Source organism: Aeromonas sp. 84A (assembly GCF_051919345.1).
GTDB lineage: Bacteria > Pseudomonadota > Gammaproteobacteria > Enterobacterales > Aeromonadaceae > Aeromonas > Aeromonas veronii.
This window is the reverse complement of the sequence record NZ_JBQBEW010000001.1, coordinates 2930653-2951593: the sequence shown is the minus strand read 5'-3', so window position 1 is coordinate 2951593 and position 20941 is coordinate 2930653. Positions and strand designations below refer to the sequence as shown.

The window sequence follows — 20941 nt, the reverse complement described above, 5'->3', positions numbered from 1 at the left end:
GAGTCTACTGCAAAGGGGGGGGAAGATACCAGCCCGGCAGGGTGCCGGGCTGGTCAACGATTAGGCGGGTACCATGATCTGGGTGGCGACAATCACCACCAGCAGGCCGACGGCGACCGGCATACTGGTGCGCTTGACCACCTCGAACGGCGAGAGCTTGCCCATCCCGGCACAAGCGACCACCACCCCGGATACCGGAGAAATGGTGCGACCCAGGTTGGAGGCTTGCAGCATCGGGATCACCAGATAGGCCGGGTTGATGCCAAGGCTGCTGGCCAGGTTGGGAATCAGCTCCACAAAGGCGTAGAAGGGGGCATTGCCCGAGCCGGTGGTGAAGGCGGCCAGGGTGGTGATCACCACCAGTGACAGCATCATGATCAGGCCACCCGAACCGAGATCCTGCGCGTGAGCCAGCAGGGTGTCGATAAAGCCGATGGTCATCAGACCCTGGGCGAAGACACCGGCACCAACCAGCAGCATGACCACACCGGCAAAGGCGTCAGCCATGTTGCGCCAGCAGACCTGCAGACCGTCCAGCAGCTCCTTGCCATTGCGGATCCGCACGAGTTCCAGCAGGCTGGCCAGCACCATGCACATGACGATGATGGTGACGATATCCAGCTGCGGGCCCCATTTGCCGTCAAATACCAGCACCCCGATGATGGGGGTAAAGGGCAGGATGGCGTAGAAGGCTGGCGCATTCGTCACCAGATCACCCGGGGCGACCGGCTCGTTGTGCTCACCGGATTTCTGGTCAAGGTAGCGCTGCCAGAAGAAGTGGGTCACCGCCATGCAGGCGATCGCCACCAGCGAGATGGGCAGGGTCAGCTTGAAGGCAAAGTCCAGCAGCGGCATGTTGGCGGCCTGAGCGGCCATCACCACGTCACCGGAGGTCGGTGCCAGAATGATGGCGGCTGGCGAGGCGCACACGGCCGCAGCCGCGCCACGGGAGATCCCCATGTTGACCATCAGCGGAAACAGGGTTGCCATCAACAACACGCCGAGGCCGGTAGCGGAGCTGACCGCCAGCGACATGGCGCAGGCCACCAGATAGGCAGCCACCAGCAGAATATAGGGGGACTTGATGATGCCGAGCGGTTTGCTGGCCAGCTTGACCAGAATGGTGTTGGCGCCGATATGGCTCATGTAGCCGGCGAAGCCGCACAGCACCATGATCAGCATCCCCAGTCCACCGCCACGGTCATTGAGCAGGAAGCGGACGTATTCGAAGATATCGGTTGCAATGTAACCGGTGCTGACCACCTTGCTCGGCAGTACCGGCTTGCCCATCATGGCGGTGATGACCAGCAGCAGCAAGCCGCCGCTCAGCAGCACCCCGGTCGCGGAGTATCCTTTGAAAATGGCACGGCCCACCACCAGGGTGACCAGGGTGCCAACGATGAGTTCCAGCATATGTTGCCTTCTGATTGGATGAGAGTGGAGGGAGTCTATTCCGATAGGGGTAGAGTGGCGACTGGAAACAGGATGTTGTGTGAGCTAAATCAACGTTTAACCCCATGAACAGAATTAAAGAAAGGTAAAGGTACTTTACCCAGCGGGTTTGGCTACCTACCCTTGCCAGCCTTGGTTGTCTTTTGAGGCTTTTATATGGCAATTGGTGACTTTTTAGGCATTAAACGCTCTATTTTCCTGCTTGCGATGCTATTTTCACCTACTTGCGTGTTTGCGGTAACCAATGACGGTTTTCATCAAACCGGTCCTCATCAGGCGGTCGCCATGCGGCGTCTCATGGCTCCTCACTCTTACGGCGTACTGGTGGTTGCCGAGGGGAACAGACCCCGTTTTGCCGCGCTGGCATCCAAAACCACCGAAGCAAACTGCCTGGCCCGTCATGCCATCCGGGTAGATGGGGTCGCGCTGCTGGTCACTCCGAGATTCTATGCCAAAGAGGGAAAACAGGGACTTTGCGAGCTGTGGCTCAATGAGGGGGCAGATCAGGACTTTTTTGCCAACCGCCTTAAAAATGATCATTTTATTCAGATAGATGGTCATGACATCAATGTGAAAAACTATCACCTCGACTGGCAGCGCATCAGCCGTCATGCTCAATAAAAATACAGTTTTGGCCTTGTGCCATACTCTGCTCACGCAACCTGTGAGCGTGCTCTGATTTCTGGGCGCATCATTGTATTGCGCCGCCTCGTCGTCACACATAGGCTATACCCGTCATCTGTGTGGCGGTGGGGTTCACCAAGGTTGGTACTCCGCCCGTGCAATCAAGGAAGGTAGTCTGGCATGGTCAGCAAGGTTTATGGAGTAGTGGGGGTCGGGTTGTTGCTGTTGCCCCTGATGAGTCAGGCTCAGCCGAGCCGGCCGCAAGTGGTGCCAGAGTCCCGCATCAATGTCCGTTTTTATGAGGTCAATGCAACCGGTCCGGAGCAGCTTGCCCGGGCGATTGCCCAGAGTGCTCCCAAGGTGAATGGCAAGCCCGTACTCGGCAAGGCGAGTTATCAGGTGGACTGGCAGCTGGATACCGAGCAGTTGCCGGGGCGCTGCCAGCTCAACCGGGTGACTGTATCCACCAACGCGACCGTGTTGCTGCCCCGCTGGCGTCAGAGCGCGAACAGTAACGCTCCTGCCCGCCAGCGCTGGGGGCGGCTGCTCTCCAGCATGTTTGACTACGAATCCCGCTTCAAGGAGATGGTGCTGCAGGGGGCCAATCAGGTGGGTGGCGCGATTGCGGGATTACCCGGCCATGCAGATTGCCAGGCGCTGCGCTATGCCGCGTGGGCAGCAGGCAGTGGCGAGCTGAACAAGATCAAGGGACGGCTCGACGGATTCCAGCGTCAAACAGGTTACGGCGAACAACTCGGGGTGCACTGGCCCAAGTAAGCGCTATCTCAAGACGCAATATCCAGCATCGCACGATTTGATAAATAGAATGGCCGCCCGATGGGCGGCCATTCTATTTGCTTGCAGAGTCCGGTTCAGACCAGCGCCTTGCCTTTGAGCAGCTTGCGTACCCAGTAACGGGCAGGGTGGAGCGCTTCCAGCAGATCGGCGGCCAGCGGCAGGGGATCGCCGCAGATCTCGCTGGCGAGCAGCTCACCACCGAGCGGCGCCGAGCAGAGGCCCCTCGAGCCGAGCGCCCCCAGCACATAGAGGCCGGGGTGAAGGGGGAGTGGCTGGGCGTTGTGCTGATCATGCTGCAGCTGCGCATAGTGATTCGCCAGACCTTGCAATCTGGCCACTGGCCCCACCACCGGCAGGTGATCTCGACTGGCACAACGCACCCCTATGCGTGCCTCGTTGCCGCTCACATCCACTTCGGCGGGCCAGGTTTGCTCCGGCAGGCAGGCTTGCAACCGCACCTGATTCTGGATTTGCTCCTCGGCACGAAACTCAAGGCTGCTCTGGTTGCGGCCATAACTGGCGCCGATGCAGTGTTGATCGTTGTGCATTGGCGTGAGGTAGCCATCGTAGCAGAGCACGGTATTGAGCCGGCTCAGGCTGGCTGAGGTCGGCACATGGCTCACCTGACCGCGCACCGGATAGAGCGGCAGTTCGGCAAAGGGGAGCAGTGCTGGCAACTGGTGACCGGCAGCGACCACCAGATTGGGGGCCTGCCAGTGGCGGCCGTCCTGGCTCTCTATGTGCCAAGCATCTGTCTGCTCGGCAATGGCAACCACCTCGGTGTTGAACACCACCTCAAGCAGGCCGCTGGCTTGCGCCTCTTTCAGGGCGGCTCGGGTGAGATCGGCCGGACAGAGCCAGCCCCCCTGTGGGTAACTGACGCCGCTGTGGCCACAGGGCAGGCCAACCACCTGCTCTACCTCTAATGTAGAGAGGGGATGCATCAGTTCGGACGGGAAGGGGCCCTGGCTCATCTTGGTCAGCTTGGCTGCCGATTTGTCGTCATAGCCGAGCTGGGTCACTCCACATAATTCGAAAGCGATAGGATGGCGTTCGGCCAACGCCAGCAGCCGTTGGCGGGCATAGCCAAAAGCGAGGGAATAGAAGCGTGACAGGGCATCGTGCTCGCCGTTAAGCAGTGGATAGAGGGCACCCTGGCGGTTGCCCGAGGCGCCGGTGGCCGGTTCGCCATCTGCACACAGCAACGTCACCTTGCGACCCCGCTCCACCAGAGAGAGCGCCGTCATGACCGAGGCAATGCCGCCGCCGATGATCACTACCTCGCCAGCGCGTCCGGCAGGACGGGCATACCAGGGGGCGATGGTCTGCTGCGGCTGCTTGTCGGAGCGCTCCCCCACCAGCATCTCCCGCTTGCTACCGTGGCCCTTCACCTTCTTCATGGCAAAACCGGCGGCAATCAGGCCGCGACGGACAAAACCGGCACAGGTAAAGGTGGCAATGGAGCAATCGGGACGAGCGAGGCGAGCGAGACCATCAAACAGCTCCTGTGTCCACATTTCCGGGTTCTTGGCCGGGGAGAAACCATCCAGATACCAGGCATCCACCAGCCCCTCTGCCCGGTGAGGTACCTGCGGCAGCATATCCTTGATGTCGCCAAACCAGAGATCGAGGCGAATGCGGCCACCCGCAAAATGCAGGCGGTGGCAACCGGAGACCGGCAGCGGCCATTGGGCGACAAGATCCTGACTCAAGTGGCCAAGTTCAGGCCAAGCGGCCAGCGCCTTGCGCAGATCGTCTTGGGTCAGGGGGTATTTCTCGAAACTGATGAAGTGCAGACGGGAGCCGTTGCCGGATTGAGGCGCCTGTTCCAGGAAGGCTTGCATTGTCGCCAGAAAGTTAAGGCCTGTGCCGAAACCTGTTTCACCTATCACGAAACTGTCACTATCGTGGTGCGAAAATCGCGCAGGTAGCCGGTTTTGCTGCAAAAAGACGTAGCGGGTTTCACTTAGACCGTTATCATTGGAAAAGTACACATCCCCGAAGTCACTGGAGACAGGAGTTCCCGCTTCATTCCAGTCCAATCGGGCATGATGTAAGGATGTTTGACTCACGTTTTCCTCTGCTCGTGTCACAAAATCGCGGGCATTCTACGTGAAAGCAGACCAGTTTGGCAGCCGAAAGCGGGTAGACTTGGCGCCAGTTTTTCCAGACGAGATGAATTAATGAGAAGAGCAGTGATCACCGGTATCGGCGTCATCTCCAGTATCGGCAACAACAAGGAAGAAGTGCTGGCCTCCCTGAAAGCAGGTAAATCCGGCATCACCTATTCCGAGCAGTTCGAGCAGCACAACCTGCGCAGCCGTGTCTGGGGTAACATCAAACTCGATCCGTCTGAACTGATCGACCGTAAAGTCATGCGTTTCATGGGCGACGCTGCGGCCTACGCCTACCTCTCCATGCAGCAGGCCATTGAAGATGCCGGTCTGGCGGAAGATCAGGTCTCCAACGAGCGTACCGGCCTGGTGGTCGGTTCAGGTGGTGCCTCCGGCAAGAACACCTCGGAATCTGTGGATATCGCCCGCGAGAAAGGGGTCAAGCGTGTGGGTCCTTACATGGTGCCACGCACCATGTCTTCCACCACCTCTGCTTGCCTCGCGACCCCGTTCCAGATCAAGGGTGTCAACTACTCCATCAGCTCAGCTTGCGCCACCTCTGCGCACTGCATCGGTCACGCGCTTGAGCTGATCCAGCTTGGCAAACAGGATGTGGTCTTCGCCGGTGGCGGTGAAGAGCTGGACTGGTCCTCTACCATCCAGTTTGACGCCATGGGTGCCCTCTCCACCAAGTACAACGACACGCCGGAACAAGCGTCCCGTACCTATGATGCGAACCGCGACGGTTTCGTTATCTCCGGTGGCGGCGGCATTCTGGTGATCGAAGAGCTGGAACATGCGCTGGCCCGTGGCGCTCACATCTATGCCGAGCTGACCGGTTACGGTGCTACCTCCGATGGCTATGACATGGTCGCGCCGAGCGGTGAAGGCGCGGTGCGTTGCATGAAGATGGCGATGCAGGGTGTCGGCAAGGTTGATTACATCAACACCCACGGTACCTCCACTCCGGTCGGTGATACCAAAGAGCTGGAAGCTATCCAGACGCTGTTTGGCGCCAACGGTCCCAAGATCTCTGCCACCAAGGCGATGACCGGCCATGCGCTGGGCGCTGCGGGCGTGCACGAGGCTGTCTACTCCCTGCTGATGATGGAACACGGCTTTATCGCTCCCAGCATCAACATCGAGACTCTGGACGAGAAGGCCGAAGGTCTGCCCATCGTGCGTGAGTACGAAGCGGCCGAGCTCAATACCGTCATGTCCAACAGCTTCGGCTTTGGCGGTACCAACGCCTCCCTAGTGTTCAGCAAGTTCAAAGGCTGATATCCGGTTGATATGAAAAAAGCGCCTCAGGGCGCTTTTTTTGTCTTCGGGAGCTGCCATCAATCGTTGCAGAGCAGAGCAGAGCAGAGCAGAGCAGAGCAGAGCAGAGCAGAGCAGAGCAGAGCAGAGCAGAGCAGAGCAGAGCAGAGCAGAGATCGACCATTGTGGAATAGGGGGGGGCAGATGTCAGCGCAGATGGTGGGGGGGAGGTGACGCCACATCAATGAGCCTGATCTACATCTCTCTAGTGGGGTAGATAGCAAGAAGGGAGCCTGAGGCTCCCTTCTTTGTTAGCGGTAATGTGATGGCTGCTAGAACCAGAAGCCGATGATAAAGGAGCCCGCCAGCGTTAGCATCACGTTGGCCACCGCGTAGGTGCCGGCATAACCGAGCGCCGGAATGGAACTGTTGGCTGCCTCGTTGACCACATCCATCGCCGGGGCACAGGTACGGGCACCTGTGATGGCACCGAGCAGCAGTGCCGGGTTCATCTTGAGCACCCAGACCCCGAACAGATAGCCTACCAGCACCGGCAAGGTGGTCACCAGCATGCCGGAGAAGAGCACTACCGTACCCACCTCGCTGAGGTGGTCGAGGATGCCGCCACCAGCTTTCAGGCCCGTACTCACCATAAAGACCGCCAGACCGAGATCCTTGGCCAATCTGAGCGCGCCTGGCGGCACGTAGCCGACCGTCGGGTGGTTGGCCCGCAGGTAACCCATCAAAATGCCCGCCAGCAGCAGGCCGACGGCGTTGCCGAGGCCGAATTCGATCTGACCGAACACCAGCGAAACGGAGCCGATCAGCAGGCCGAGTACGAAGAAGGTGGTGAAGGCCACCAGATCCGTGGTCTGGCTGTGGATGCTGATAAAGCCGATCTTGTTGGCCAGCAGTTTGACCCGCTGCTTCTCGCCGCTGATCTGCAACACGTCGCCCTTTTGCAGCATGATGTTGCGATCGAACGGCATCTCGATCTGGGAGCGCACCACCCGATTGAGGAAGCATCCTTTCTCGGTGAGGTTGAGCTCCACCAGATGGCGGCCTACCACGGAGTCATTCTTTACCACTATCTCTTCGGTGACGATCTGCAGGTCAAGCAGGTTGCGGTCGAACACCTCTTTACCGTTGCGATAGTTGACGTCCAGCTTCTCGTGGCTCTCGGGATAGCCCACCAGGGCGATCTCGTCCCCTTCCTGAATAACGGCATCACCATCGGGACTGGCCAGAATGCCGTTGCGGCGGATCCGCTCTACATAGCAGCCGGTATGGGGATAGATGCCGGTCTCCCGCAGGGTACGGCCACCGATCCAGGCTGCCAGCTCGGGGCCGACCCGATAGGCGCGGATGATGGGCAGATAGGTCTTGCGACTCTCGCTGTCGGAGAGCCCCCGCTCGCGGGCGATTTTTTGCGCCTCGGTATTGAGGTCGAGGCGAGCCAGCGAGGGGAGGTAGCGCACCACCAGCATCAGGCCTACCAGACCCACCAGATAGGTCAGGGCGTAGCCGATGCCCATGTTGTCTAGCACCGCCTGCATATCAGTTTGATGGGGCAGATTGAGCAGACCACTGCGCAAGGCATCCTGGGCACCCACCAGCGCCGGGGTCGAGGTGAGGGAACCCGCCAGGATCCCCGCCGCCATGCCCGGCCCCAGATTGAAGAACTTGGCGAGCCCCACCGTCAGCAGCAGAGCGGTCAGCAAGATCACCAGCGTCAGGGTGATGTAGTGGATGCCGTCGCGCAGGAAGACGCTGAAGAAGTGCGGGCCCGCCTCGATCCCCACACAGAAGATGAACAGCATAAAGCCGACGTTTTCAGTGGTGGCAGCAAATTCGAAGCCCATCTGGCCGAACAGCAGGGCGGTGAACAACACGCCGATGGTGTTGCCAATCTGAAAGTTGCCAATTCGCACCTTGCCAAGCAGCAGGCCGAAGGCCAATACCACGAACAGCAGCAGGGAGTCGCTTTGATGTAGCAGTGTCACGAAATCTATGGTCATGCCCGGAAAAACCGAGGAAAAAAGTGGGGTCGATATTGTGCCGGATCTATCCCCAATAAAGAAGCGCAAGGGAGCGATTAATCGGATGTTATCGGACGCTATTTGTGGAACCGGCGGCGTGATAGGGAGACAAGCGGATGAAATCTGGCAATTTTTGCTGTAACCGTCGTTGTCAATTAGTGAAATCTGCTGCCCGCGACCGAAGTGCTCTGGCGCAGGCCGATATTTTAGATTCTGCTGTTCAGCCGCTTGGCGGGGATCAGTTTCAGCAGATTCAACCGATGGCCACCATGGTTGGCTGAGGGGCAAATCAGCTTGATATTTACCCGTTCGCCCACGGGGCATGGGTTGGCAAAAAGATGCTTCTGAAAAGTGCCAATAGAGCCTGTCACTAGGTGGTTCCGGAGGGAGCAAAAAAACAGCATAAAATCAGGTTGGCCAGCAAAATGACTCTTCGCCGGGGGCCATCAAGGGCAATCCCGCGTCCTGACAGGGCTTGCTGCACTTACCCACAGAATCTGTGGATAACCCTGTTTATGAAACTTGTTCATCGCCCTGAAAGCCGCGCCAGCACTGGGATACAAGGGCTGTTCAAAAAATACCGGAAGAAAAATGTTTGTATAAAAATCAAATAGTTAGATGCGACAGGAGAAAACTCTGTCGAGCCGGGACGGGTAACAAAAGGGAGCGTCAGCAGCAAGAAGGATCTTGTGCATTAAAATTGGCAGAGGAGGGCACTAAAGTGGATAACTTGCACCGAGATGGTGAGGAATTGGCTCCCCCGACTGGACTTGAACCAGTGACATACGGATTAACAGTCCGCCGTTCTACCGACTGAACTACGGGGGAACATCAGGCAAGGAGGAGCATCATACAGAAGGTGTCAGGGGTGGTCAAGCCATTCGCGGGATGATGGCACGGGTGTACCGCTGCCAAACCCTCGGTTACACTGCTCCTCTGCTGTTTTGTGTCGGGAGTGTTCATGAGCAAATTGTTCAAGTTAGCCAGCCAGTTTCAACCCGCCGGGGATCAGCCCACGGCGATTGCCCAACTGCTGGATGGCATCGAGTCGGGGCTGGCCCACCAGACCCTGCTCGGGGTGACCGGTTCGGGCAAGACCTTCACCATGGCCAACGTCATCGCCACCCTGAACCGCCCGACCATGATCCTGGCTCCCAACAAGACCCTGGCCGCCCAGCTCTATGGTGAGATGAAGGAGTTCTTCCCCGACAACGCGGTGGAGTATTTCGTCTCCTACTACGACTATTACCAGCCCGAAGCCTATGTGCCGACCACCGACACCTTTATAGAGAAGGATGCCTCGATCAACGATCACATCGAGCAGATGCGATTGTCGGCCACCAAGGCGCTGCTGGAACGGCGCGACGTGGTGATCGTCGCCTCGGTGTCGGCCATCTATGGTCTGGGGGATCCCCAAGCTTATCTGAGCATGATGCTGCATCTAAAAGTGGGGGATGTGATCAACCAGCGGGATATCCTGCGCCGTCTCGCCGAGCTGCAGTACACCCGTAACGACATGGCGTTTCAACGCGGCACCTTCCGGGTGCGCGGTGAAGTGATCGACATCTACCCTGCCGAATCGGACAAGCTGGCCCTGCGGGTAGAGCTGTTTGATGAAGAGGTGGAGCGCCTCTCCCAGTTCGACCCGCTGACCGGCGCCATCGAGCAGACGGTAGTGCGCTACACCATCTACCCCAAGACCCACTACGCCACCCCGCGCGAGACCATTCTGGGGGCTATCGAGCATATCAAGGAGGAGCTGCGCAGTCGCCGCGAGCAACTGTTGTCTCTCAACAAGTTGGTGGAGGAGCAGCGCATCAGCCAGCGCACCCAGTTCGACATGGAGATGATGCAGGAGCTGGGTTACTGCTCCGGCATCGAGAACTACAGCCGCTACCTCTCCGGCCGTGCGCCGGGGGAGCCGCCGCCCACCCTGTTTGACTACCTGCCGGGGGACGGCCTGCTCATCATCGACGAGTCCCACGTCACGGTGCCGCAGATCGGCGCCATGTTCAAAGGGGACCGCTCCCGCAAGGAGACTCTGGTGGAGTACGGCTTCCGGCTCCCCTCTGCGCTGGACAACCGGCCGCTCAAGTTCGACGAATTTGAAGCGCTGATGCCGCAGACTGTGTTTGTTTCGGCGACTCCCGGCACCTACGAGCTGGAGAAGTCCGGCGGCGATGTGGTGCAGCAGGTGGTGCGCCCAACCGGCTTGCTCGATCCGGAGATCGAGGTGCGTCCTGTGACCACGCAGGTGGACGATCTGCTCTCCGAGATCCGCAAGCGGGTCGCCGTCGAGGAACGGGTGCTGGTTACTACCCTGACCAAGCGGATGGCGGAAGACTTGACCGAGTATCTGGCGGAGCACGACGTCAAGGTGCGCTATCTCCACTCCGATATCGACACGGTCGAACGGGTGGAGATCATCCGCGATCTGCGCCTTGGCAAGTTCGATGTGCTGGTGGGCATCAACCTGTTGCGGGAAGGTCTCGACATGCCGGAGGTGTCGCTGGTGGCGATTCTGGATGCAGATAAAGAGGGCTTCCTGCGTTCGACCCGCTCGCTGATCCAGACCATCGGCCGGGCGGCGCGTAACCTCAACGGCAAGGTCATTCTCTACGGCGATACCATCACCAACTCGATGAAGGTAGCCATTGAGGAGACCGAGCGGCGCCGCGCCGTGCAGCATGCCCATAACCTCAAGCATGGGATCACCCCCAAAGGGCTCAACAAGTCCATTGGCGATGTGATGGACATGGGAGGCAGCCGCACGGCAGGCAAACCTGGCAAGGGGATGCGCAAGGCGGCCGAGCTGCAAGGGGAGTACCATGTCCGCTCTGCCAGCGAGATTGCCAAAGAGATCAAGCGGATGGAGGAGCAGATGTTCCAGCATGCCCGGGATCTGGAGTTCGAACAGGCGGCGGCACTGCGGGATCAGATCCAGCAGTTGCGCAGCGAGTTGATCGAATCATGAGCCGCAAACGCTGGCTAATTTGGCAACGACTGCGTCGTCTCTATCAGGGCTTTCGCCATCCCGGTACCCCCTGGTGGGCGAGGGGGCTGGTGATCCTTATCCTGCTCTATGGCATCAGTCCGGTGGATCTTATCCCTGACGTGGTGCCCTTGCTGGGTTGGTTCGATGATGTGACCCTGCTGCTGGTGTTGCTATGGGGTTGGGAGCGTTGTCTGCCCCCTGCAGTGCGCAGCGAGCTGGAACAGGCCTCCTAGTTCACCTTTTCAACACGGTGCTCGGCATCTCTCTTTGTGATCCCACCCTCGAAGGAAGCGGAAAAACGGTTTCATTTGAAGGTGGGCACTGCGGGATGAAAAAGAGGCTGCCTCGGTGATTGTCGCCCGAATGGCATTGGCGTAGACTCCACGCCGTTCACTTTATGGGTATGGAAAAAATGGATCTGATCCTCTTTGCAATCGACTTCATCCTGCACGTTGACGTGCATTTGAAAGAGCTGTTCGAGAACTATGGCGTCTGGGTTTACGCCATCCTGTTTCTGATCATCTTCTGTGAAACCGGGTTGGTAGTGACGCCGTTCCTGCCGGGTGACTCCCTGCTGTTTGCCGCCGGTGCACTTACCGTGGGCAGCGTGTTGGACGTCCATACCCTGGCGGCCGTGCTGATCATCGCTGCCGTGCTGGGCAACGTGGTCAACTACACCATTGGTCACTTCTTCGGCGAGCAGCTGTTCCGCAACCCGGATTCAAAAATCTTCCGCCGCGACTATCTGGAGAAGACCCACGCCTTCTATGCCAAGCATGGTGGCAAGACCATCATCATCACCCGCTTCCTGCCTATTGTGCGTACCTTTGCGCCGTTTGTGGCAGGGATGGGGGCCATGACCTATCCGCGCTTCCTGGCGTTCAACCTGGTTGGCGGCCTGCTGTGGGTACTCTCCTTCGTCTATGCCGGCCACTTCTTTGGCAATCTGCCGGTGGTGCGTCACAACTTTACCCTGCTGATCTTCGGCATCATTGGTATCTCCCTGTTGCCCATGGTAATTGGCGCGGTCAAGGCCAAGATGAGTACTGCCAGGGCGTAACCAGAAATACGGTAAGCCAGAACGAGAAAGGGGGAGCCATCATGGCTCCCCCTTTTTATCTCCACACGGGCATGACACTCAGTTGCAGCAGCGCCCTTTCACCAGATTGCCGATGGCCACCACGGTGAAGACCAACAGGTAAGCGGCGAAGATGACAACCAGCCACTGGGGCATGGAGTAACCGAAGAACTGCCAGGTGATCTGGGCACAATCCCCTTCCGGCATAAAGAGCCAGGGGAGCCACTGATCGAGCGGAGCCCAGCTCGGGAAGTCGGCAAACGGGCTGCAGACGTTGAACGGGGAGGGGTTAACCTGATAGTCCACATGCTTGAGGGCCAGCTGGAAGCCGCGGAAGGCACTGTAGCCCCACAGCAACATGGCACTCCAGCGAACATACCACTTATCCGGCGCCACCATGCCGAGCAGACCAGCGGCCAGCACACCCAGGGTCGCCAACCGTTCGTAAACACACATCACGCACGGGGAGAGGCCCAGCACATGCTGGAAGAAGAGGGCGCACAACTCGAGGAACAGGGCTGATGCTGCCAACAAGCCCCAAGCCAGCCGATGGGCGGCAATACGGCGGAGAAACTCGATCATCTCATTGATCTCTCAGAAAAAACAGTGGCTGAATTAGAGCAGAGCGGAACCGAAAAGAAAAGGGCCCTGAAAGGGCCCTCGGAAACCATCTCAATTGATTAATGCAGCGCCGGCTGTACCGCTGGCAGCGCACTCTCCATCACCAGCCATCCGTGCTGATAGAACCACTCGGTGGCAGGACCAAGCAGCAATTCGACAGAGAAAAAGCCGATCAGCCCCAGCACCAGGGTGTAGGGCAGCGCCATCCAGACCATGCGGCCATAGGAGAGACGCAGCAGCGGCGCCAATGCCGAAGTGAGCATAAACAGGAAGGCGGCCTGACCATTGGGGGTGGCGACCGATGGCAGGTTGGTACCTGTATTGATGGCTACCGCCAGCAGATCGAACTGGGCGCGGTCGATGGCACCATTGAGCATGGCCGTCTTCACCTCATTGATGTAGACGGTGCCGACAAAGACATTGTCACTGACCATGGAGAGCACCCCGTTGGCCAGATAGAAGAGGGCCAGCTGGTTCTCCGGTTTTGCTGCCAGTACCAGCTGGATCACCGGCTTGAACAGCTGCTGATCGATGATGACGGCGACCACGCTGAAGAAGACTGCCAGCAGGGCGGTGAAGGGGAGTGCCTCCTGGAAGGCTTTACCCAGCGAGTGCTCCTCGGTGATCCCGGTCAGGGAGGTGGCCAGCACGATGACCGAGAGGCCAATCAGACCAACGGCTGCCAGGTGCATGGCCAGGCCGACAATCAGCCAGACCGCAATCAACGCCTGAACAATCAGCTTGGCCTTGTCTTGCGGGCTGCGTTTTGCCTCTTCGTAGCGGTTGTACTCCTCCATGATGGCACGCACAGTGTCCGGCAGGCGGGCGCCATAGCCAAACCAGCGGAACTGTTCCACCAGCACGCAGGTCAGCAGACCGCAGATAAAGACGGGGATGGTGACGGGAGACATGCGAATGGCAAATTCGGCGAAGTTCCAGCTGGCTTGCTCGCCGATGATGAGGTTTTGCGGCTCGCCCACCAGGGTGCAGACACCACCCAGCGCGGTACCGATGGCGGCATGCATCATCAGGCTGCGCAGGAAGGCACGAAAATCATCGAGATCCTGGCGATTGAGCTCGGCGACTTCCTTATCATCGGTATGGTCATGGCTGTGACCAAACTCCTTGCCGGACGAGACCTTGTGATAGATGGCATAGAAACCGGTGGCAACGCTGATCACCACGGCAATCACGGTCAGGGCATCGAGAAAAGCTGACAGGAAGGCGGAGACCAGACAGAAGGAGAGGGAGAGCAGGATCTTGGAGCGTACGCCGATCAGCAGCTTGGTGAAGACATAGAGCAGCAGCTGCTTCATGAAATAGATACCTGCCACCATGAACACCAGCAACAGCAGCACCTCGATATTGGCGACCAGCTCGTGCTTGACCTGATCGGCGGAGGTCATGCCAATCAGCACGGCTTCGATCGCGAGCAGACCACCCGGTTGCAGGGGGTAGCATTTGAGGGCCATGGCCAGGGTGAAGATAAACTCAACGACCAGTAACCAGCCCGCAATGAAAGGATCAAGGTGGAAGGCAATCGGATTGATCACCAGAAATAGCAAGATGGCGCTTTTATACCACTGTGGTGCATTGCCCAAGAAGTTCTTGGCGAATGCCTGCCCTAGGCTTATTGGCATGATAATGGGTCTCAACTTTGTTGTTAGGATCTGCTTCTATGCAGTCAAGGATGATTCGACCTGTGCCTCCCGATGTTGGCCTTTATCTGTCTGATTCCTCGTGATTTTAATCAAAAAGCGTGACGATTATAAATGATAGCCGATGGATCTCTGCCCATGTGTCTGTTTTATAACCACCTTGTCGGGGTTGGCTGGCTCCCCTGCGGCGATTAGATACATATTCCCAACACTATATTTGCCATATGTGAGCAGAGGACTGACCTTATGCTTGCCAGCCATCATCGCTTTGATATCATTCGTCAGCCTTTTTACGCATTACAACAGAGTCAATTCATGGTTATAAAAGCGCAGAGCCCAGCTGGGTTTGCCGAGGAATACATCATCGAGTCCATCTGGAACAATCGCTTTCCTCCCGGATCTATTCTGCCCGCCGAGCGTGAATTATCCGAGTTGATCGGGGTGACGCGGACGACCTTGCGCGAAGTGCTGCAGCGACTGGCCCGTGATGGCTGGTTGACCATACAGCATGGCAAGCCGACCAAGGTGAACAATTTCTGGGAAACCTCCGGCCTCAATATTCTGGAGACGTTGGCTCGTCTGGATCAGGACAAGGTACCTGATCTGATAGCTCAGCTGCTCTCCGCCCGTACCCACATCTGCACCATCTTTATCCGCGGGGCGATCCGTCACAATCCGGAGCAGGCCGCCGAGATCCTGCGTGGCGCCGATGGGGTCGAGAACAACGCCCAGGCTTATGCCGAGTTCGATTATCGCCTGCACCACCAGCTGGCGTTTGCTTCCGGCAATCCGATCTACGCCCTGATCCTGAATGGTTTCAAAGGGTTGTATAGCAGAGTCGGCAGCTACTACTTCTCCGACAAGCAAGCTCGCGAGACCGCAGATGCCTACTACAAGACCCTGCTCAATCTGGCGGAGACCAAGAACCACGAAGCCGTTTTCATGACGGTGCGTCAGTACGGTATCGAGTCCGGCAAGCTGTGGACTCGCCTGCGTCAGGACATGCCAAGCGATCTGTGCGACAACTGATCCCTTGCCTGTGCTGTCCAAGAAACGCGCCATCCGGCGCGTTTCTTTATTCTGCCGAGTTTGTGTCTATCCTTGATTGGCGGTGGTAATTGCTTGAACTGCATGGATATTTGGCCAAAAAGCTTGATCCAGCGCAAATGAACCCTGCATTTATCACTTTGGTGGCATAGGACCCAACCGCTGATTGAGGTCAAATGGTGTCATCAAGAGCGGAGCCAATATCCGCCAGAAGGAACACACCTTTCACCGGATGAAGGACACAACAATGAGTCTTCTTGAACACACCATCTGGACAGTACTGGGATATGGGGCCATGCCCTTTATCTTTCTGAGCGGATTCGTGGCGGTGGCAGTGACCTGTTGCATGCTGCTGAACGCGTTCGGGGTACAGTCCGCCGAGAAGTGAGTCGCTTCTCCATGCCGCCAAATGCCAGTCTTCGGACTGGCATTTGTTTTTTGTGTCTTTTAAAGCACTTATCCCGGCAGGGAAGGGGAAATCTTTGGTCAGGATGGTCGAACCTGCCGCCGATTTTGATTACACTGGCGCCCGTATTTCCCACTCACCCTTCTCTTATCAGGTGTTCAAGGTTTTCTATGGCTCTCAAGGCAACCGTATTCAAGGCCCAGATCAGTTTGTCTGATATGGATCGCAATCTTTATCAGGACTTCTCCCTCACGCTGGCGCGCCACCCCTCCGAAACCGATGAGCGGATGATGATCCGGCTGGCGGCCTTTGCCTGGCACGCTGCCGAGCGACTGGAGTTCACCAAGGGATTGAGCGCCGATGACGAACCCGAGCTCTGGTGCAAGAACTACTCGGACGACATAGAGCTCTGGATCGAGCTGGGCCAACCCGATGAAAAACGGCTGAAAAAGGCCTGTAACCGTGCCCGTCAGGTGGTGCTCTACCTCTACGGTGGTCGTGGCACCAGCGTCTGGTGGAAGCAGAACCAGGGCAAGCTGAGCCAGCATGACAACCTCAGCATCATCGAACTCTCCGACAGCCAGACCCTGCCGCTGACCGCCATGGTCGAGCGCACCATGCAACTCACTTGCACCATTTCCGATGGTCAGCTCTGGGTCAGTAACGGCGCACTGGAAGTGACGCTGGATCCGGTGGTGCTGATGGGCAAACCGGCCCGCGAACTGTAACGGACGCAGCCCATGTTCAGCGCCTTGCTAAATATCGTCATTCCGGTGTTCGGTGTGGTCGGGCTCGGTGCACTCTACGGGCGATTGCGACCGGGGGCTGCGCTCGGTTACGTCAATCGGGCCAATATCGAGCTGTTTACCCCTGCGCTGGTCTTCTCCGCGCTGGTCAAGTATCCGCTGGCGCTGGCGGAGCATCTGCCGCTGATTGCGGCGGGGGCGCTGGTTATTCTGTTACCCGGTCTGCTGCTCGCGCTGCTCAAACTCAAAGGAATTGAGCGGGCAGCGCTGATCTTGCCCGCCATGTTCCGAAATACCGGCAATCTCGGTATCCCCTTGATGGTGCTGGCGTTTGGCGAGCAGCAACTGGGGGCCATCGTGATCCTCTTTGTGCTCTCCAATCTGCTGCACTTTTCGGTCGGCATGTTTATCCTCTCGGCAAATACCTCCCGCTGGCTGTGGCTGCGAAGCCCGGTGCTGTGGGCCGCGCTGGCCGGTTTGCTGGTGGCCAACCTGCATATCACGTTGCCGGAATATGTGGTGACCACGGCCTCGCTGCTCGGCCAGATCTCGGTGCCCCTGATGCTCTTTGCGCTGGGTATTCGCCTGATGGAGGGGGAGCTTGATCACCTTGGCCTCGCGCTCAAGTGCAACCTGCTCTATCTGCTGGCGGGGGGATTGTCGCTGCTGCTGGCGATCTGGCTGTTGCCCCTCAAGACGGAGTGGATCCCGCTGTTGATGTTGTCGGTTTCCTTGCCCCCTGCGGTCTTGAATTACATGCTCTGCGAGCAGTATCACTGTCAGCCGGACAAGGTGGCCAGTATCGTGCTCGGCGGCAATGCCCTCTCTGTGCTGGTGATCCCGCTGGCGGTCTGGCTGGCACTTCATCTGCCCGGCTAAGTCAGATTGCATCGCTGCGGCTCTTCTCGTGGAAACGGTTCGTACCAAATCATTGCCTCCGTGATACATCTGTCGTCCCCGTATCCGGCCCTGAGCCCCAGGGCTAACGGCGACAGCTATAGTATGAAAAAGAGCTGACTGACACTGTTTAACCAATGCCAGTGAGGGAAACCGGATGGGCACAAGTGAGCAATCTGATCCTGTGGGGCAGGCAAAATCGCGCTATGACCCGGCATTGCCTACCGGTTATGACTGGCGCAGACACCGCCGTTTTATCCTCAGTGGCGGTGGTTACAAGGCAGAATGCAGCCGTCGCAACTGGTTTTTGGAGTTGCTCAACCCGGTGCCCTATGTGGTAGTGCGCGACATAGCCATCGGCGGCATCGGTATTCTGGGGGCCATACGGTTGAAAGAGGGGGATGAGCTGGTGATTGCCATTCCCTCTGGCGAGAAACTGCGCGGTCTGGTCGTGAGATCCCAGCCAGACCCACTCTTTCCCAAACTCTATAGCACCGGTATTCGTCTGCATCGTTATCCAACGGCCGAGCTGTTTGCCCGCTGGCAAAGTTACATTCAGCCGCAAGATAAAGCGGATTTCGACCATGAGTGCCAAGTCTTGAAACAGGTACGCGGCGCGTGAGCCAGATGCCATTTCAGTGGCTGTTTTCCCCACCTTCAGCATGATTTGTCGATGGATTCCGCAGATCAGCAGGCTTGGCTGTCCCGAGTGGTTTATCTTGCTGCATGTGTTTTCATCTTCATGTTTTTATTGAATTTTATCTGTGCCTCTGAAGTCACGGAGGATACGGATCATTTTCCCTTTTCGTGATCCCCCCCGAAGTAGTTCCCCCTGATATCCCTTAGTATCTGGCCAGCATGACTCCCTTTCGGGGGAGGATAACAAGAACAAAAAGGAATGATGGATGAGATCCGTGAGCAACCAGTGTCTGTTGATGCAGATCCAGCCGACCATCTTGCGCTTTGCCAAGATGCTGGCGAGTGTGCTGCAGCTTGAGGTCGAAATTGTGGATGCCGATATGGTTCGGGTGGCTGGCACCGGGCCCTATGGCAAGTTCTTCGGACGTCAGCTGGAGGGCGACTCCCGCCTGCTGCGCTATGTGATTGATAACCAGCGGGAGAAGATCGTTACCCACACCAGTGATGATCCCGTGTGTGACGGTTGTACCTGCAAGGAGAGCTGCCGTGAGCGCGCCTTCCTCGGGGTGCCCATCATGGTGGACGAGCGCTGCATCGGGGTGATCAGTTTGGTGGCTTTCAGCGACGAGCAGCAGGCGCGCCTCAACAACAATCTGCAGGATGTGTGCGACTATGTGCGCCACATCTCCACCATCTTTGTGGCCAAGTTGCTCGATTCGCGCGGGCTGTCGGACGGGGTCAACAAGGTGTTCCTCAATCTGATGACCAACATGGATCAGGGCTGCCTGCTGCTCGATGACAAGAGTCAACTGCTCTACGCCAACGAGGCGGCGCTCCATCATCTGGGTTGCCAGCAGGAACAGCTGCAGGGGCGCGAAGTGGGGATCCGCCCGCTCACCTTCTCCCAGCAGGGGCTGAGTGGTCATCTTCAGCACATCATCACCTTTGAAGGTCGTCAGGAGCTGATCATCGGCCAGCTACATCATGTGCAGGGCCAGCAGCTCTTTCTGATGGCGTTTCACCAGTCCCACTCCGGTCAGGTTCAGGAGCCGGATCCGGATGTGCGGATCGATCAGCTGATCGGCGAGAGCAAGCCGATGCGCACCCTCAAGCGACTGCTGCACCGCATCGCCCAGAGCCCCTCCAGCGTGCTGATTTGTGGCGAGAGCGGCACCGGTAAAGAGGTGGTGGCCCGCGCTGTCCATCGCCTGAGTCCCCGTCAGGACAAGCCTTTTATTGCCATCAACTGTGCCGCCATTCCCGAACAACTGCTGGAGAGCGAGCTGTTTGGCTATGTGAAGGGCTCCTTTACCGGTGCTTCCAGCGGTGGCAAGCAGGGCCTGATCCAGGCAGCCCATCAGGGCACCCTGTTCCTTGACGAGATTGGCGACATGCCGCTCACCATGCAGGCCAAGCTGCTGCGGGTGCTGGAGCTGCGGGAGGTGACCCCCATCGGGGCCAGCCGACCGGTGCCGGTGGATATTCGCATCATCGCCGCTACTCACCAGCATCTCGATCAATACATCGTCGAAGGGAAGTTTCGCGAGGATCTCTACTACCGCATCAACGTCATCCCCCTCAACCTGCCGCCACTGCGGGAGCGGGAAGGGGACGTGGAGCTGCTGACCCACTACTTCCTCAACCTGCACACCAGCCGCATTGGCATTGTCTATCCCGGTTTGGCTCCCGAGGTGATGGCGCTGCTCAAGGGGTATCGCTGGCCGGGCAACGTCCGCGAGCTCAGCAACCTCATCGAATATCTGGTCAACGTCAGCCAGGCGGGCGAAGTGATTGACGCCAGTCTGCTGCCCCCCAACATCATCCGCAATCAGGAGCCCCATCGCGTGGCGGCCCAGTCGATCCCGGTGACCAATCTGGATGCGTCGTTCAATGTGCCTGCCACCGCTCCGCTCGCCGCCACGCCGGAGAAGCTGCCTGAACCCGTTCCGGGTGAGAGCGGCCTTGAGAGCATGGAAAAACAGATGATAGAAGAGACCCTGCAGCGGCTCGGCAACAAAAAACTGGCCGCACAGGCGCTGGGGATTGGGATTGCCACCCTCTATCGCAAGATAAAGAAGTACGAGATTGCCGTGCAGAGCTGAGGCGCTGGCGGCATCGATCTGGCCCGTGTCGTTTATCGGATGGCACGGGTTTTTTATGGGAACAAGGTTCTGCGCCATTGCCCGGTCGGTGATGAACAGATTGGCGGGGAAGGGAGGGCGGACAGAATGCAAAAAGCCCGCTCGATGAGCGGGCTTTTTTAATCTGGTGCGTCCTAGTGGATTCGAACCACCGACCCCCACCATGTCAAGGTGATGCTCTAACCAGCTGAGCTAAGGACGCAGGGTGCGCAATGCGGCTTTTATTTCTTTATGCAGAAGTGGTGGGTTTAATTGGATTCGAACCAACGACCCCTACCATGTCAAGGTAGTGCTCTAACCAACTGAGCTATAAACCCACATCTGCATTTCTTTCAATGCTGAATGGTGCGTCCTAGTGGATTCGAACCACCGACCCCCACCATGTCAAGGTGATGCTCTAACCAGCTGAGCTAAGGACGCATAATC

General features: G+C 58.0%; 18 protein-coding genes and 4 tRNA genes. 13 read left to right on the top strand and 9 right to left on the bottom strand.

The genetic code is table 11. The features are described 5' to 3' along the window. Positions 1-60 precede the first annotated feature (60 nt). A complete protein-coding gene (gene dcuC / locus ACTG20_RS13470) occupies positions 61-1413 on the bottom strand; it encodes an anaerobic C4-dicarboxylate transporter DcuC (protein WP_194496349.1) in 1353 nt (450 codons plus the stop codon). A gap of 195 nt (positions 1414-1608) precedes the next feature. On the opposite strand from dcuC, the gene ACTG20_RS13465 reads away from it, so the two are divergent. Further along, on the top strand, positions 1609-2073 hold the full coding sequence (locus tag ACTG20_RS13465; protein WP_194496350.1) for a hypothetical protein: 465 nt from the start codon (positions 1609-1611) through the stop codon (positions 2071-2073). A 183-nt stretch (positions 2074-2256) separates the two neighbouring features. Continuing rightward, positions 2257-2853, top strand: a complete 597-nt coding sequence (locus ACTG20_RS13460) for a DUF922 domain-containing protein (protein WP_194496351.1) — start codon at positions 2257-2259, stop codon at positions 2851-2853. A 95-nt stretch (positions 2854-2948) separates the two neighbouring features. Here the strand turns inward: ACTG20_RS13460 and mnmC are convergent, their stop codons facing one another. After that, positions 2949-4967 (bottom strand): bifunctional tRNA (5-methylaminomethyl-2-thiouridine)(34)-methyltransferase MnmD/FAD-dependent 5-carboxymethylaminomethyl-2-thiouridine(34) oxidoreductase MnmC, encoded by a 2019-nt coding sequence (mnmC, locus tag ACTG20_RS13455; protein WP_194496352.1) that lies wholly within the window; start codon positions 4965-4967, stop codon positions 2949-2951. 90 nt (positions 4968-5057) lie between these two features. Here mnmC and fabB point away from each other — a divergent pair, with 90 nt between their 5' ends. After that, positions 5058-6269 (top strand): beta-ketoacyl-ACP synthase I, encoded by a 1212-nt coding sequence (gene fabB, locus ACTG20_RS13450; RefSeq protein WP_194496353.1) that lies wholly within the window; start codon positions 5058-5060, stop codon positions 6267-6269. A gap of 311 nt (positions 6270-6580) precedes the next feature. On the opposite strand, the gene ACTG20_RS13445 is transcribed toward fabB, so the two are convergent. Next, positions 6581-8266, bottom strand: coding sequence for an aspartate:alanine antiporter (locus ACTG20_RS13445; RefSeq protein ID WP_005336899.1), 1686 nt, complete (start codon positions 8264-8266; stop codon positions 6581-6583). A 137-nt stretch (positions 8267-8403) separates the two neighbouring features. On the opposite strand from ACTG20_RS13445, the gene ACTG20_RS13440 reads away from it, so the two are divergent. Further along, positions 8404-8568, top strand: a complete 165-nt coding sequence (locus ACTG20_RS13440; RefSeq protein ID WP_162515106.1) for a hypothetical protein — start codon at positions 8404-8406, stop codon at positions 8566-8568. Between the two features lie 471 nt (positions 8569-9039). Here the strand turns inward: ACTG20_RS13440 and ACTG20_RS13435 are convergent. Then, positions 9040-9115 (bottom strand) — tRNA-Asn (locus ACTG20_RS13435). Positions 9116-9248: 133 nt separating this feature from the next. Here ACTG20_RS13435 and uvrB point away from each other — a divergent pair. The 3 genes from uvrB (at position 9249) to ACTG20_RS13420 (ending at position 12342) form a co-directional block, all read left to right on the top strand. Further along, a complete protein-coding gene (gene uvrB / locus ACTG20_RS13430; protein WP_194496355.1) occupies positions 9249-11261 on the top strand; it encodes an excinuclease ABC subunit UvrB in 2013 nt (670 codons plus the stop codon). Next, on the top strand, positions 11258-11515 hold the full coding sequence (locus ACTG20_RS13425; RefSeq protein WP_043820318.1) for a YkvA family protein: 258 nt from the start codon (positions 11258-11260) through the stop codon (positions 11513-11515). Before uvrB ends, ACTG20_RS13425 begins: the two co-directional genes overlap by 4 nt. A gap of 179 nt (positions 11516-11694) precedes the next feature. After that, positions 11695-12342: a DedA family protein gene (locus ACTG20_RS13420; RefSeq protein WP_040069761.1), complete on the top strand. Its 648-nt coding sequence runs from the start codon at positions 11695-11697 to the stop codon at positions 12340-12342. A 78-nt stretch (positions 12343-12420) separates the two neighbouring features. Here ACTG20_RS13420 and dsbB read toward each other — a convergent pair whose 3' ends face one another. Beyond that, on the bottom strand, positions 12421-12942 hold the full coding sequence (dsbB, locus tag ACTG20_RS13415) for a disulfide bond formation protein DsbB (RefSeq protein ID WP_005336895.1): 522 nt from the start codon (positions 12940-12942) through the stop codon (positions 12421-12423). A 98-nt stretch (positions 12943-13040) separates the two neighbouring features. Beyond that, positions 13041-14621 carry a Na(+)/H(+) antiporter NhaB gene (nhaB, locus tag ACTG20_RS13410; RefSeq protein ID WP_005360973.1) on the bottom strand — a complete coding sequence of 527 codons (1581 nt, stop codon included), beginning with the start codon at positions 14619-14621 and terminating at the stop codon, positions 13041-13043. A gap of 333 nt (positions 14622-14954) precedes the next feature. On the opposite strand from nhaB, the gene fadR reads away from it, so the two are divergent. The 6 genes from fadR to ACTG20_RS13380 all read left to right on the top strand — a co-directional run bounded on the left by fadR (position 14955) and on the right by ACTG20_RS13380 (position 20476). Next, complete coding sequence (fadR, locus tag ACTG20_RS13405; RefSeq protein WP_026034983.1) at positions 14955-15668, top strand: fatty acid metabolism transcriptional regulator FadR; 714 nt, start codon at positions 14955-14957, stop codon at positions 15666-15668. Between the two features lie 265 nt (positions 15669-15933). Next, on the top strand, positions 15934-16074 hold the full coding sequence (locus ACTG20_RS13400) for a TIGR02808 family protein (protein WP_005345965.1): 141 nt from the start codon (positions 15934-15936) through the stop codon (positions 16072-16074). A gap of 188 nt (positions 16075-16262) precedes the next feature. Beyond that, entirely contained in the window at positions 16263-16820 is a 558-nt protein-coding gene (locus ACTG20_RS13395) for a YaeQ family protein (protein ID WP_042055890.1), read from the top strand. A gap of 12 nt (positions 16821-16832) precedes the next feature. Next, positions 16833-17717: an AEC family transporter gene (locus ACTG20_RS13390; protein WP_005345962.1), complete on the top strand. Its 885-nt coding sequence runs from the start codon at positions 16833-16835 to the stop codon at positions 17715-17717. 175 nt (positions 17718-17892) lie between these two features. Further along, positions 17893-18357 carry a hypothetical protein gene (locus ACTG20_RS13385; protein ID WP_439987717.1) on the top strand — a complete coding sequence of 155 codons (465 nt, stop codon included), beginning with the start codon at positions 17893-17895 and terminating at the stop codon, positions 18355-18357. Between the two features lie 283 nt (positions 18358-18640). Further along, on the top strand, positions 18641-20476 hold the full coding sequence (locus ACTG20_RS13380) for a sigma 54-interacting transcriptional regulator (protein ID WP_047437723.1): 1836 nt from the start codon (positions 18641-18643) through the stop codon (positions 20474-20476). 164 nt (positions 20477-20640) lie between these two features. Here ACTG20_RS13380 and ACTG20_RS13375 read toward each other — a convergent pair. The 3 genes from ACTG20_RS13375 to ACTG20_RS13365 form a co-directional block, all read right to left on the bottom strand. Next, positions 20641-20717 (bottom strand) — tRNA-Val (locus ACTG20_RS13375). Positions 20718-20755: 38 nt separating this feature from the next. Continuing rightward, positions 20756-20832, bottom strand: a tRNA-Val gene (locus ACTG20_RS13370). A gap of 26 nt (positions 20833-20858) precedes the next feature. Further along, positions 20859-20935 (bottom strand) — tRNA-Val (locus ACTG20_RS13365). Positions 20936-20941: the final 6 nt, after the last annotated feature.